The sequence below is a fragment of the Pseudomonas sp. GW821-FHT01A09 genome (assembly GCF_058986725.1).
The window spans coordinates 71,575-85,603 of the sequence record NZ_JBYSWB010000007.1; the positions used below are offsets into that span (position 1 = coordinate 71,575).

A 14,029-nucleotide genomic window follows, 5' to 3' on the forward strand; every position below is an offset into this window, starting at 1 on the left:
CATGGCCGTGCAGGATCTGCTCTCCCAGGATGAAATCGACGCGCTGCTGCATGGCGTCGACGATGGCTTGGTTCAAACCGAAAGCAATGGCGATCCGGGCTCGGTCAAAAGCTACGACCTGACCAGCCAGGACCGCATCGTGCGGGGGCGTATGCCGACCCTCGAGATGATCAACGAGCGCTTCGCCCGCTATACCCGCATCAGCATGTTCAACATGCTGCGGCGCTCCGCCGATGTGGCGGTGGGCGGGGTGCAGGTGATGAAGTTCGGCGAGTACGTGCATTCGCTGTACGTGCCCACCAGCCTCAACCTGGTCAAGATCAAGCCCCTGCGCGGTACCGGGCTGTTCATCCTCGACGCCAAGCTGGTGTTCAAGCTGGTGGACAACTTTTTCGGCGGCGATGGCCGTCACGCCAAGATCGAAGGCCGTGAATTCACGCCTACCGAGTTGCGTGTCGTGCGCATGGTGCTGGACCAGGTGTTCATCGACATGAAGGAAGCCTGGCAGGCGATCATGGATCTCAACTTCGAGTACATCAACTCGGAAGTGAACCCGGCCATGGCCAACATTGTCGGTCCTAGTGAGGCGGTGGTGGTGTCCACCTTCCACATCGAACTCGATGGTGGTGGGGGCGACCTGCACGTGACCATGCCGTATTCGATGATCGAGCCGGTGCGCGAGATGCTCGATGCCGGCTTCCAGTCCGACCTGGACGATCAGGACGAGCGCTGGAGCAAGGCGCTGCGCGAAGACGTGCTGGATGTAAGCGTGCCGCTGGGCGCGACGGTAGCCCGTCGCCAGCTCAAGTTGCGGGATATCCTGCACATGCAGCCGGGGGATGTGATCCCGATAGAACTGCCGGATGAACTGGTCCTGCGCGCCAATGGCGTGCCGTCGTTCAAGGCCAAGCTGGGCTCCCACAAGGGCAACCTGGCACTGCAAGTCATCGAGCCGATAGAGCGTCGCTGAAAAGCGCGCCATCAGGCCTGTAATCACTGAATCTTTGCCCGTCGAGGACCCTCATGGCTGACGAAAACGAAACAATCTCCGCAGAAGACCAGGCGCTCGCCGATGAATGGGCCGCTGCCCTGGGTGAATCCGGTGAAGGCGGCCAAGGCGATATCGACGCCCTGCTGGCGGCCGATGCCGCGTCCAAGCCGCAGGGTACGCGCCTGCCCATGGAAGAGTTCGGCTCGGTGCCCAAGGCCAACCATGCGGTGAGCCTCGAAGGCCCGAACCTGGACGTGATCCTGGATATCCCGGTGACCATCTCCATGGAAGTCGGCGCTACCGAGATCAACATCCGCAACCTGCTGCAGCTCAACCAAGGTTCGGTGATCGAACTCGATCGCCTCGCCGGCGAGCCCCTCGATGTGCTGGTCAACGGCACCTTGATCGCCCATGGCGAGGTGGTGGTGGTCAACGAGAAGTTCGGCATCCGCCTGACGGACGTGATCAGCCCCAGCGAACGTATCAAGAAGCTGCGCTGATGAAGCGCTGGCTGATGGTGCTCGCCGCGCTACCGTTGTCGGCCCTGGCCGCCACCGTAGGGGCGCCGGCAACCAACGAAGCGGGCCCGGCGGCGACGGTCGCGACAGCGACTGGCGGCAGCATGGCGGGGCAACTGACACAGTTGATGCTGGGCCTGCTGGTGGTGCTGGCGGTCATCGTCGCCCTGGCCTGGGTGGTTCGCCGCGTGCAACAGGCGGCGCCCCGGGGTGGCCAGGTCATCGATATCGTCAGTGCCCGGGCCTTGGGGCCGCGCGATCGCCTGGTGCTGGTTCAGGTCGGTGACGAGCAGGTCCTGCTGGGCGTCAGCCCGGGCCGCATCACCTCGCTGCACGTCATGAAGGAGCCCGTGCGCAGCCCCGCTCGCAGCGAGCAGGCCACGCCGGAATTCGCTCAGCGCCTGATGGAACTGCTGGGCAAGGACCAGAAGGATAAGAAGTAATGGGCGCCGTGCGCATCCTCTTGACGCTGTTGCTGGTGGTCGCGGCGCCCATGGCGCTGGCCGCCGATCCGCTGTCGATCCCGGCCATCACCCTGTCCAATGGTGCCAACGGCCAGCAGGAATATTCGGTCAGCCTGCAGATCCTGCTGATCATGACCGCGCTGAGTTTCATCCCCGCGGGCGTCATGCTGATGACCAGCTTCACGCGGATCATCATCGTCTTCTCCATCCTGCGTCAGGCCCTGGGCCTGCAGCAGACCCCGTCCAACCAGTTGCTCACCGGCATGGCGCTGTTCCTGACCATGTTCATCATGGCTCCGGTATTCGATCGGGTGAACAACGACGCGCTGCAACCCTATCTGGCCGAGAAGATGAGCGCCCAGGATGCCTTGGCCAAAGCCCAGGTACCGCTGAAGGATTTCATGCTCGCCCAGACTCGCCAGAGCGACCTGGACCTGTTCGTGCGCTTGTCCAAGCGCACCGACATCACTGGGCCGGACCAGGCGCCGCTGACCATCATCGTGCCGGCGTTCGTGATCTCCGAGCTCAAGACCGCCTTCCAGATCGGCTTCATGATCTTCATTCCGTTTCTGGTCATCGACCTGGTGATCGCCAGTATCCTCATGGCCATGGGCATGATGATGCTATCGCCGCTGATCATTTCGTTGCCGTTCAAGATCATGCTGTTCGTGCTGGTCGACGGCTGGGCCCTGATCATCGGCACCTTGGCTGGCAGTTTCGGCGGTGTCTGACGCCCTTGTCGATTGCAGGAGAATCGCTCCATGACTCCAGAAGTCGCCCTTGACCTGTTTCGCGATGCTCTGTGGCTGACCGTGGTGATGGTGTCCTTTTCGGTGCTGCCGAGTCTGATCGTCGGGCTGATCGTGGCGATGTTCCAGGCCGCCACGCAAATCAACGAACAGACCCTGGGCTTTCTGCCGCGCCTGCTGGTGATGCTGGTCACCGTCATCGTCGGTGGGCCTTGGGTGGTGCAGACCTTCATGGACTACATCACGCGCCTGTACACCAGCATTCCGCAGTTGATCGGCTGACCCGCGGTGCTGCAACTGACCGATCTGCAGATCAGCACGTGGGTGGCGACCTTCATTCTGCCGCTGTTCCGGGTGGCCGCACTGCTGACCACCATGCCGATCTTCGGCGCCAACACCGTGTCGCGGCGTATTCGCCTGTACCTCGCCGTGGCCATTACTGTGTGTATCGTGCCGGGGCTGCCGCCGATGCCGCAGGTCAATCCTCTGGGCCCGAGCGGCATGCTGCTGATCGCCGAGCAGATCATCGTCGGCGCCATGATGGGCTTGTCGCTGCAGATGCTGTTCCAGGTATTCACCATCGCCGGGCAGATCCTGGCGGTGCAGATGGGCATGTCGTTTGCGTCCATGATCGACCCCACCAACGGTGTGTCATCGGCGGTGGTCGGGCAGTTTTTCACCATGCTGGTGACCCTGCTGTTTCTGTCGATGAACGGCCATCTGGTGGTGTTCGAGGTGCTGACCGAGAGCTTCACCACACTGCCGGTGGGGCACGCGCTGTTCACCAGCAACATCTGGGAACTGGTACTGCGCATGGGCTGGGTGCTGGGCTCGGCGCTGTTGCTGGTGCTGCCGGCGATCACGGCGTTGCTGGTGGTCAACATCTGCTTCGGGGTGATGACCAAGGCGGCGCCGCAGTTGAACATCTTTTCGATCGGCTTTCCGCTGATCCTGGTGATGGGCCTGGTGATCCTGTGGATCAGCATGGCCGATCTTCTGAGTCAGTATCAGCCGATCGCCGCCAACGCGCTGCAGTGGCTGCGCGGCATGATCAGGGCACAATGAGCCATGGCAGAGAGCGAGAGCGGCGCCGACAAGACAGAAGACCCCACAGACAAGCGCAAGCGGGATTCGCGCGAACAAGGTGAGGTCATCCGCTCCAAGGAGCTCAACACCGTGGCCGTGATGCTGGCGGGCACCGGCGCCTGCCTGGCCTATGGCGGCGCCTTGGCGCACACCTTCCTGACGCTGATGCAGAAGAGTTTCACCCTGCCGCGCGAAGTGATCATGGAAGAGCGCTACATGCAGATCTTCCTTCTGCAGGCGGCCAAGGATGCCTACCTCGCGACTCAGCCGATTCTATTGGCGCTGCTGCTCGCTTCGCTGCTCAGTCCCTTGGCGCTGGGCGGCTGGTTGTTCGCCGCGGGAGGGATGGCCCCCAAGTTCAGTCGCATGAACCCGCTGAGCGGCATCAAGCGCATGTTTTCCATCAACTCCGTCATCGAGCTGCTCAAGGCAATCGGCAAGTTCGTAGTGATCCTCGTGGTTGCCTTGGTCGTGCTGCGCAAGGATCAGCTGGAACTGCTGGCGATCGCCAAGGAGCCGCTGGATCAGGCCATCATCCACAGCGTGCAGGTGGTGGGCTGGAGTTCGGTGTGGATGGCCGCCGGGCTGTTGATCATCGCGGCAATCGATGTGCCGATCCAGATCTACCAGGGGCGGCAGAAGCTGTTGATGACCAAGCAGGAGGTCCGCGACGAGTACAAGGACGCCGAAGGGCGCCCGGAGGTCAAGGGCCGCATCCGCCAGCTGCAGCGCGAGGCATCGCAGCGGCGCATGATGGCCAACGTGCCTACAGCGGACGTGATCATCACCAACCCGACTCACTATGCAGTGGCGCTCAAGTACGATCCGGAGCAGGGCGGGGCGCCGGTACTGCTGGCCAAGGGTACGGACTTCGTCGCCCTGAAAATCCGCGAGATCGCTGTGGCGCACGAGATCCAGCTGCTGGAGTCGCCGGCACTGGCGCGCTCGATCTACTACTCCACCGAGGTCGATGCGCAGATCCCCGCCGGCCTGTACATGGCGGTCGCTCAGGTACTGGCGTACGTCTATCAGATTCGCCAGCATCGTGCCGGCCGTGGCAAGCGTCCCAAGCCCCTCGACGATCTGCCGATTCCGGACGAACTCAAGCGCGATGCCGATCCGGATCCCGACTCTCTCTCATGACGACTCCTGTAGCGAGGGGGCTCGCCCCCGAAAAATCGGCCAGACCCCATCACTGAGTCGACAGTTTTTCGGGGGCAAGCCCCCCCGCTACCGGGGGATCTTGAAAGTTGGAAGGCTTCTTGCACAAGCACTATGGCGCCCGCCCAGGCGTCAAAAGTTTGCTTGCGATCATGAGGAAGACCGGTGGACCGTTCCCAACTTATCAACACCGCCCGCAGCAACATCGTCGGCCTGAGCCGCGGCAACATCGGCGTGCCGCTGTTGCTGCTGGTGATGCTGGCCATGATGATGCTGCCGGTGCCGCCATTCCTCCTGGACGTGTTCTTCACCTTCAACATCGCGCTGTCCATCGTCGTCCTGCTGGTGTGCGTGTACGCCATGCGCCCGCTCGACTTTGCCGTGTTCCCGACCATCCTGCTGGTGGCCACCTTGCTGCGTCTGGCGCTCAACGTCGCGTCGACACGGGTGGTGATGCTCCACGGTCATACCGGTCACGAGGCGGCGGGCAAGGTGATCCAGGCCTTCGGCGAGGTGGTGATCGGCGGTAACTATGTGGTCGGTATCGTGGTGTTCGCGATCCTCATGATCATCAACTTCGTGGTGGTGACCAAGGGTGCCGGGCGTATCTCCGAAGTGAGCGCGCGGTTCACCCTCGACGCCATGCCGGGCAAACAGATGGCGATCGACGCCGACCTCAACGCCGGTTTGATCGACCAGGCCGGTGCCAAGGCCCGTCGTTCCGAAGTGGCCGCCGAGGCCGAGTTCTACGGCTCGATGGACGGCGCCAGCAAATTCGTGCGCGGTGACGCCGTCGCCGGCCTGTTGATCCTGTTCATCAACCTGCTCGGCGGCATGGCCGTGGGCATGTTCCAGCACGGCTTGACGTTCGCCGATGCGGGCAAGGTCTATGCCTTGCTGACCATCGGTGACGGTTTGGTGGCGCAGTTGCCGTCGCTGCTGTTGTCCACCGCCGCCGCGATCATGGTGACCCGCGCCTCCGGCTCGGAAGAAATGGGCAAGCAGATCAACCGGCAGATGTTCGGCTCGCCCAAGGCCCTGGCGGTCTCGGCGGGTTTGATGCTGGTCATGGGCTCGGTGCCCGGCATGCCCCACGTCGCGTTCATCAGCCTGGCTGCCGTGGCGGCCGGCGGTGCCTGGCTGTTGTGGAAAAAACAGAACGAGGTCAAGGAGTTGGCGGTCATAGAGGCGCAGCGTCAACAAGACTTGCTGCCCTCGCCAACACGCAACCAGGAAACCAAGGAGCTGGGCTGGGACGATGTCACCCCGATCGACATGATCGGCCTGGAAGTGGGCTATCGCCTGATTCCTCTGGTTGATCGCAACCAAGGTGGGCAGCTGCTGGCGCGGATCAAAGGGGTGCGCAAGAAGCTCTCCCAGGACCTGGGCTTCCTGATGCCGACCGTGCACATCCGCGACAACCTCGACCTGGCGCCCAGCGCCTACCGCCTGACGCTCATGGGCGTGATCCTGGCCGAAGCGGAGATCTACCCCGATCGGGAACTGGCGATCAACCCCGGCCAGGTGTTCGGCACGCTTAACGGCATCAACGCCAAGGACCCGGCCTTTGGCCTGGAAGCGGTGTGGATCGAGCTCAGTTTGCGTAGCCAGGCGCAGTCATTGGGGTACACTGTCGTCGATGCCAGTACAGTAGTGGCCACTCACCTGAACCAGATTCTGCAAAAGCACGCCCATGAGCTGATCGGCCATGAAGAAGTTCAGCAGCTGTTGCAGGTGCTGGGCAAGGGTTCGCCCAAGCTGGCCGAGGAACTGGTGCCGGGTGTGCTGTCGTTGTCTTCGCTGCTCAAGGTCCTGCAGGCGCTGCTGGCCGAACAGGTGCCGGTGCGCGATATCCGCAGCATTGCCGAAGCCATCGCCAACAACGCCGGCCGGAGTCAAGATACCGGCGCGCTGGTGGCCGCGGTGCGGGTCGGATTGTCCCGCGCCATCGTGCAAAGCATTGTGGGCGTTGAGTCCGAGTTGCCTGTTATCACCCTGGAGCCAAGGTTGGAACAGATTTTGCTCAATAGTCTGCAGAAGGCGGGTATGGGTCAGGAAGACGGCGTTTTGCTGGAGCCAAGCATGGCGGAGAAACTCCAGCGTTCGTTGATCGAAGCCTGCCAGCGTCAAGAAATGCAAGGCCAGCCGGCGATTCTGCTGGTGGCCGGGCCGGTTCGAGCGATGTTGTCGCGCTTTGGCCGGTTGGCGGTGCCGAATTTACATGTACTGGCGTATCAGGAAATTCCTGACAACAAGCAAGTTACGATCGTCGCGACAGTAGGGCCCAACGGCTGAGGGTGATGGGTTATGCAAGTTAAGCGTTTTTTCGCAGCCGATATGCGTCAGGCCATGAAACTGGTCCGCGACGAGCTGGGCGCCGAAGCCGCGATCATCGGCAACCGTCGGATTGCCGGCGGTGTGGAACTGACTGCCGCGCTGGACTACAAGCTCTCGGCGCTGGCGCCGCGGGTGCCTAACGTCGAGCTCGAAGACGAGCTGCGCAAGACCCAGTCGCGCATCGTCACCGCCCAGGCCGAACTCGGCCAGCGCGGCGACAGCGTCGCGCACACCAATCGCCAGCTGTTCGCCGGCCTGCCGCTGACCGCCGCCGAGCCCCTGATCGAACCACGCTTCGAAGAGCCGGCGCGTCCGGCAGCGCCTGCGGCACCGGCCCAGCCTGGCGTCGACCAGCGTCTGTTCGACTCCATGCGTTCGGAGCTCAACGGCCTGCGTGAACTGCTTGAAGTGCAACTCGGCTCGCTGGCCTGGACCCAGCTGCAGGGCAGCCGCCCGCAGCAGGCCAACCTGTGGCGCCGCCTGCAGCGCATCGGCCTCAGCGGTCCGCTGTCGCGCGACCTGCTGGCCCTCACCGGCGACATCGAAGAACCGCGTCAAGCCTGGCGCATGCTGCTCGCGCACCTGACCCGGATGATCGTCACCCCGGAGGTCGAGCCGCTCGAAGAGGGCGGTGTGATCGCCATGGTCGGCCCGGCCGGCATGGGCAAGACCACCACTCTGGCCAAGCTGGCCGCACGTTACGTGCTCAAGTACGGCGCGCAGAACATCGCGCTGGTGAGCATGGACAGTTTTCGTATCGGTGCCCAGGAGCAACTCAAGACCCTGGGGCGGATTCTCAATGTCTCGGTCACCCACGTCGACCCCGGCCAGTCCCTGGGTCAGGCGCTGGAGCCGCTGTTGCGCAAGCGCGTGGTGTTGATCGATACCGCCGGCCTGCAAGCCAGCGATCCGGCCCTGCGCCTGCAACTGGAGAGTCTGGCCGGTCGTGGCATCAAGGCGCGCAACTACCTGGTCCTGGCCACCACCAGCCAGAAGCAGGTACTGACCGCGGCCTATCACAGTTACAAGCGTTGTGGCCTGTCGGGCTGCATCCTCACCAAGCTGGACGAAAGCGCCAGCCTGGGCGAGGTGTTGAGCCTGGCCATCCACCACGCCCTGCCCGTGGCCTATCTGACCGATGGCCCGCGCATTCCGGACGACCTGCATCTGCCGCGCAAACATCAATTGGTCACCCGCGCGGTGAACATGCAACTGCAAGAGGAGCCCAGCGAAGAGGCCATGGCCGATATGTTCGCTGATCTCTACCACAGCCCTGGCAAGCGCGCGGGCTGAGGGAAACAAACAATGAAAACGTTGCAATCCACCTGCATCGATGGTCTGCCAGGCAATCTTCAGAAGATGAAGCGCAGTCAGTCGTGTGGCCTCGGTCTAAGTGACAAGGTAAAGAACGAACATGGGTAGCATGCATCCCGTACAGGTGATCGCCGTAACCGGCGGTAAAGGTGGCGTCGGCAAGACCAACGTGTCAGTGAACCTTTCACTGGCGCTGGCGGAACTTGGCCGCAGAGTCATGTTGATGGACGCCGACCTCGGTCTGGCCAACGTCGACGTGTTGCTCGGCCTGACGCCTAAACGCACCCTGGCTGACGTCATTGAAGGGCGCTGCGAGCTGCGTGACGTGCTCCTGCAGGGGCCCGGCGGGATCCGTATCGTGCCGGCCGCCTCCGGGACCCAGAGCATGGTGCACCTGACGCCCGCCCAGCATGCCGGCTTGATCCAGGCCTTCAGCGACATCGGCGACAACCTCGATGTGCTGGTGATCGATACCGCCGCCGGCATCGGCGACTCGGTGGTCAGCTTCGTGCGCGCAGCCCAGGAAGTGCTGCTGGTGGTGTGCGACGAGCCGACCTCGATCACCGACGCCTACGCGCTGATCAAGCTGCTCAACCGCGACTACGGCATGAACCGCTTCCGGGTCCTGGCCAACATGGCCCAGAGCCCGCAGGAAGGCCGCAATCTGTTCGCCAAGCTGACCAAGGTGACCGACCGCTTCCTCGACGTGGCCCTGCAGTACGTGGGCGCCGTGCCGTACGACGAATCGGTGCGCAAGGCTGTGCAGAAACAACGTGCCGTCTACGAGGCCTTCCCGCGCTCCAAATGCGCGCTGGCCTTCAAGGCGATCGCCCAAAAGGTCGACACCTGGCCGTTGCCCGCCAATCCACGCGGGCACCTGGAGTTCTTCGTCGAACGTTTGGTTCAGCAAACCAGTGCGGGACCTGTCTCATGAGCGCAAGCGGATATCGGATGTACAACAAGGCCTCGCGCGAGTCTCAGCAGTATCAGCTGATCGAGACCTACGCACCGCTGGTCAAGCGTATTGCCTACCACCTGCTGGCGCGTCTGCCGGCCAGTGTGCAGGTCGAGGACCTGATCCAGGCCGGGATGATCGGCCTGCTCGAAGTCTCGACCAAATACGACTCCAGCAAGGGCGCCAGTTTCGAGACCTACGCCGGTATCCGCATCCGTGGCGCCATGCTCGACGAGGTGCGCAAAGGTGACTGGGCACCGCGTTCGGTGCATCGCAATACCCGCATGGTCAGTGATGCCATTCGCGCTATCGAAGCAAAAACTGGCCGCGACGCTAAAGATCACGAGGTTGCGGCCGAACTCCAGATGAGTCTGGATGATTATTACGGGATTCTGAACGATACCTTGGGCAGTCGCCTGTTCAGCTTCGACGACCTGCTGCAGGACGGTGAGCATGAAGGGCTGCACGAGGAGGGCGCCAGCGGTAGCCCCGAGCCATCGCGCGGCCTGGAAGACGAGCGCTTCCAGGCGGCCTTGGCCGATGCCATCGCCAACCTGCCTGAACGGGAAAAACTGGTGCTGTCGCTGTACTACGACGAGGAACTGAACCTCAAGGAGATCGGCGAAGTGCTGGGGGTCAGCGAATCGCGGGTCAGCCAGTTGCACAGCCAGTGCGCGGCGCGTCTGCGCAGTCGCCTGGGTGAGTGGCGGGCAAGGTAAACAAGCAGTTGGGCCGTAATTGAACAACGCGATACCTGTGGTGAGGGGGCTTGCTCCCGAGAGGCCCGAACTGAAACACCGCGGTGAGTCAGCAATGGCCCCTCGGGAGCAAGCCCCCTCACCACTTGCTACACACATAACTGGTTTTGATTGATCGCGCACCCAGGTGCTGGGTGCGTTAAAGACTGCTTGGAGGTCTACTTGGACAAGAACATGAAAATCCTCATCGTCGACGACTTTTCGACGATGCGGCGGATCATCAAGAACCTGCTGCGCGACCTGGGGTTCACCAATACCTCGGAAGCCGACGACGGCGTTACCGCGTTGCCGATGCTGCAAAGCGGCGCCTTCGACTTCCTGGTGACCGACTGGAACATGCCCGGCATGTCCGGCATCGACCTGCTGCGTCAGGTTCGCGCCGATGACCGTCTCAAAAGCCTCCCAGTATTGATGGTGACGGCCGAAGCAAAGCGTGAACAGATCATCGAAGCTGCCCAGGCCGGCGTGAACGGCTATGTGGTCAAGCCTTTCACTGCGCAAGTGTTGAAAGAAAAAATCGAGAAGATCTTCGAGCGCGTCAACAGCTGAATGACGCCACGGGGGCAGCAGTATGGACAAGCAATCCAGTTTGGGTGACTTCGAGTCGACCCTGAAAAAGAATGCCCAGGAGTTGGTCGAACGCCTGGAACAAGGCAAGTTCGGCGAAGCCGTGCAGCTGATCCACGAATTGAACCAGACCCGTGATCGCGGCCTGTACCAGGAGATCGGCAAGCTCACCCGTGAGCTGCACAGTGCAATCGTAGACTTCCAGATCGACCCGAACATGCCACAGGCCAAAGAGGTGTCGCAGATAACCGACGCCACCGAACGCCTCTCCTACGTGGTGCGTCTCACCGATGCCGCCGCCAACCGCACCATGGACCTGGTGGAGGAGAGCACGCCGGTACTGGGGTCGCTCGCCGACGATGCCGCCAGCCTGCGCCAGGACTGGCAGCGCTTCCAGCGTCGCGAAACGTCGCCCGACGAGTTTCGCGAGCTGGTCAAGCGTGTCGACGGCTTCCTGACTCGCAGCGAAGCCGATGCGAAGCAGGTGTCGGGGCACCTCAACGACATATTGCTGGCCCAGGATTTCCAGGACCTTACCGGTCAGGTGATCAAGCGGGTCACGCAAATGGTCACTGAAGTCGAAAGCAATTTGCTCAAACTGGTGCTCATGGCCAGTCAGGTTGACCGTTTCGCTGGGATCCAACACGACCATCAGCAGCTGCGCGACGAAAAAGATAAAGAAAAACATCCCACCAGGGGTGAAGGTCCGCAGATTCATGCCGATAAACGTGAAGACGTCGTATCCGGACAGGATGACGTCGACGATCTGCTGTCCAGCCTGGGTTTCTAGTTTCCAGAAACTGATGACGGTTAACGATTTCCAGGGAGCACCCACATGAGCTTCGGCGCCGATGAAGAAATCCTTCAGGATTTCCTGGTAGAGGCCGGCGAGATCCTCGAGCAACTCTCCGAACAACTGGTAGAGCTCGAGAGCCGGCCAGATGACGCGGACTTGCTCAATGCAATCTTTCGCGGATTCCACACTGTAAAAGGCGGCGCCGGCTTCCTCCAGCTCAATGAGCTGGTCGAATGCTGTCACATCGCCGAAAACGTCTTCGACATCCTGCGCAAGGGTGAGCGGCGCGTTGACTCGGAACTGATGGACGTGGTGCTTGAAGCACTCGACGCCGTCAACAGCATGTTCGGCGAAGTGCGCGAGCGCACCGAAGTCACGCCGGCCACGCCCGAGCTGCTGGCAGCCTTGGCGCGCTTGGCCGAGCCGGCCAGTGCCGACGAAGTCGCCGCGGCGCCCGCGCCGGTCGAGGTGGCTGCCGAAGAGCCTGTCGACATTACCGACGATGAATTTGAATCCCTGCTCAACAGCCTCAGCGCTTCCAAAGCCGAAGCTGAAGCCCAGGGCCAGGCGCCCGTTGCCCCAGCCCCAGCCCCTGTGGCTGCGGCCGCGGCCGGTGACGAAATCACCGACGATGAGTTCGAGTCGCTGCTCGACCAGCTGCACGGCAAAGGGCAGTTCTCTGCGCCGGCCGCTGCCCCGGTCAGCCCCGCGGCCGCAGCGCCAGGCAATGCCGCGCCCGGCGATGAAATCACCGATGACGAATTCGAAGCCCTGCTCGATCAGTTGCATGGCAAAGGCACCTTTGCGCCTGACGCCGTTGCGCCGGTTGCCGCGGCATCCGCTGCACCCGCAGCCAGCGCCGTGCCGGCCGGTTCGGCTGACCTGATCTCGGACGACGAATTCGAATCCCTGCTCGATGAGCTGCACGGCAAAGGCAAGTTCAGCGAAGCCGCCGTAGCCACAGCTCCGGCGAAAGCCCCAGCGCCAGTGGCGGCCAAGCCTGCAGCAGCGCCAGCGGCCAAGCCCGAGCCGCCGGCCAAGGCCGAACCTGCAAAGGCGCCTGCCCCGGCACCTGCCCGTGCACCCGCTGCGAGCGGCGAAAAACCGGCCGCCAGCGAAACGGAAACCACCGTACGGGTCGATACCGCACGGCTGGACGAAATCATGAACATGGTCGGTGAACTGGTGCTGGTGCGTAACCGTCTGGTGCGCCTGGGTGCCAACAGCGCCGATGAGTCGATGCAAAAGGCCGTGTCCAACCTCGACGTGGTCACCGCCGACCTGCAGACCGCGGTGATGAAGACCCGCATGCAGCCGATCAAGAAGGTCTTCGGACGCTTCCCGCGGCTGGTTCGCGACCTGGCGCGTCAGCTCAAGAAAGAGATCAACCTGGAGCTGGTGGGCGAAGAGACCGACCTCGACAAGAACCTCGTCGAGGCCCTGGCCGATCCGTTGGTCCACTTGGTGCGCAACGCCGTCGACCACGGCGTCGAAACCCCGGAAGAACGTGAAGCCTCGGGCAAGCCCCGCGGCGGCAAGGTGGTGCTCTCGGCCGAGCAGGAGGGCGACCACATCCTGCTGTCGATCTCCGACGACGGCAAGGGCATGGACCCGCAGATACTGCGCAACATCGCGGTCAAGCGCGGGGTCATGGACAAGGATGCCGCCGATCGCCTGAGCGACACCGAGTGCTACAACCTGATCTTCGCCCCGGGTTTCTCGACCAAGACCGAGATCTCCGACGTATCGGGTCGCGGCGTGGGCATGGACGTGGTGAAAACCAAGATCTCCCAGCTCAACGGCACCATCAATATCTACTCGACCAAGGGCCAGGGCTCGAAGATCGTCATCAAGGTACCGCTGACGCTGGCGATCATGCCGACCTTGATGGTCATGCTCGGCAATCAGGCGTTCGCTTTCCCGCTGGTCAACGTCAACGAGATCTTCCACCTCGATCTGTCGCGCACCAACGTGGTCGATGGTCAGGAAGTGGTGATCGTGCGCGACAAGGCGCTGCCGCTGTTCTACCTCAAGCGCTGGCTGGTGTCCTCGGCCGCGCATGAAGAACAACGTGAAGGCCATGTGGTGATTCTGTCCGTGGGCACGCAACGCATCGGCTTCGTGGTCGACCAGTTGGTGGGTCAGGAGGAGGTGGTGATCAAGCCACTGGGCAAGATGCTCCAGGGCACGCCAGGCATGTCGGGTGCCACCATTACCGGTGATGGCCGCATCGCCTTGATCCTCGACGTACCGAGCATGCTCAAGCGCTATGCGGCGCGGCGTATCTGAATAACGGCCGGGCGGCGCCCCGTGCGCTGCTCGGCCTAATGGAG

Annotated in this window: 14 protein-coding genes; all 14 read left to right on the top strand. The window is 62.5% G+C overall.

Going from position 1 to position 14,029, the window contains the following annotated elements; translation table 11 throughout:
- Window position 1: 1 nt before the first annotated feature.
- A complete protein-coding gene (gene fliM / locus AC3WJP_RS10690; RefSeq protein WP_493721236.1) occupies window positions 2-970 on the top strand; it encodes a flagellar motor switch protein FliM in 969 nt (322 codons plus the stop codon).
- Between the two features lie 53 nt (window positions 971-1,023).
- Entirely contained in the window at window positions 1,024-1,491 is a 468-nt protein-coding gene (fliN, locus tag AC3WJP_RS10695) for a flagellar motor switch protein FliN (RefSeq protein ID WP_493721237.1), read from the top strand.
- Complete coding sequence (gene fliO / locus AC3WJP_RS10700; RefSeq protein ID WP_493721238.1) at window positions 1,491-1,952, top strand: flagellar biosynthetic protein FliO; 462 nt, start codon at window positions 1,491-1,493, stop codon at window positions 1,950-1,952. The genes fliN and fliO overlap by 1 nt, the downstream gene beginning before the upstream one ends.
- The gene (fliP, locus tag AC3WJP_RS10705; RefSeq protein WP_493721239.1) at window positions 1,952-2,704 is read left to right on the top strand and encodes a flagellar type III secretion system pore protein FliP; all 753 of its coding nucleotides are present in this window, start codon (window positions 1,952-1,954) and stop codon (window positions 2,702-2,704) included. The genes fliO and fliP overlap by 1 nt, the downstream gene beginning before the upstream one ends.
- Before the next feature lie 30 nt (window positions 2,705-2,734).
- Window positions 2,735-3,004 carry a flagellar biosynthesis protein FliQ gene (fliQ, locus tag AC3WJP_RS10710; RefSeq protein ID WP_226505734.1) on the top strand — a complete coding sequence of 90 codons (270 nt, stop codon included), beginning with the start codon at window positions 2,735-2,737 and terminating at the stop codon, window positions 3,002-3,004.
- 6 nt (window positions 3,005-3,010) lie between these two features.
- The gene (gene fliR / locus AC3WJP_RS10715) at window positions 3,011-3,787 is read left to right on the top strand and encodes a flagellar biosynthetic protein FliR (protein ID WP_493721240.1); all 777 of its coding nucleotides are present in this window, start codon (window positions 3,011-3,013) and stop codon (window positions 3,785-3,787) included.
- Window positions 3,788-3,790: 3 nt separating this feature from the next.
- On the top strand, window positions 3,791-4,951 hold the full coding sequence (flhB, locus tag AC3WJP_RS10720) for a flagellar biosynthesis protein FlhB (protein ID WP_493721241.1): 1,161 nt from the start codon (window positions 3,791-3,793) through the stop codon (window positions 4,949-4,951).
- A gap of 183 nt (window positions 4,952-5,134) precedes the next feature.
- On the top strand, window positions 5,135-7,264 hold the full coding sequence (gene flhA / locus AC3WJP_RS10725) for a flagellar biosynthesis protein FlhA (RefSeq protein ID WP_493721242.1): 2,130 nt from the start codon (window positions 5,135-5,137) through the stop codon (window positions 7,262-7,264).
- Between the two features lie 12 nt (window positions 7,265-7,276).
- Entirely contained in the window at window positions 7,277-8,599 is a 1,323-nt protein-coding gene (flhF, locus tag AC3WJP_RS10730) for a flagellar biosynthesis GTPase FlhF (RefSeq protein WP_493721243.1), read from the top strand.
- Window positions 8,600-8,720: 121 nt separating this feature from the next.
- A complete protein-coding gene (fleN, locus tag AC3WJP_RS10735; RefSeq protein WP_226505729.1) occupies window positions 8,721-9,554 on the top strand; it encodes a flagellar synthesis regulator FleN in 834 nt (277 codons plus the stop codon).
- A complete protein-coding gene (fliA, locus tag AC3WJP_RS10740; protein WP_226505728.1) occupies window positions 9,551-10,294 on the top strand; it encodes an RNA polymerase sigma factor FliA in 744 nt (247 codons plus the stop codon). Before fleN ends, fliA begins: the two co-directional genes overlap by 4 nt.
- 213 nt (window positions 10,295-10,507) lie before the next feature.
- Window positions 10,508-10,882: a chemotaxis response regulator CheY gene (locus AC3WJP_RS10745; RefSeq protein ID WP_493721244.1), complete on the top strand. Its 375-nt coding sequence runs from the start codon at window positions 10,508-10,510 to the stop codon at window positions 10,880-10,882.
- A gap of 22 nt (window positions 10,883-10,904) precedes the next feature.
- Entirely contained in the window at window positions 10,905-11,690 is a 786-nt protein-coding gene (locus AC3WJP_RS10750) for a protein phosphatase CheZ (RefSeq protein WP_493721245.1), read from the top strand.
- Between the two features lie 45 nt (window positions 11,691-11,735).
- Window positions 11,736-13,985, top strand: coding sequence for a chemotaxis protein CheA (locus AC3WJP_RS10755; protein WP_493721246.1), 2,250 nt, complete (start codon window positions 11,736-11,738; stop codon window positions 13,983-13,985).
- The last annotated feature ends 44 nt before the right edge of the window (window positions 13,986-14,029 follow it).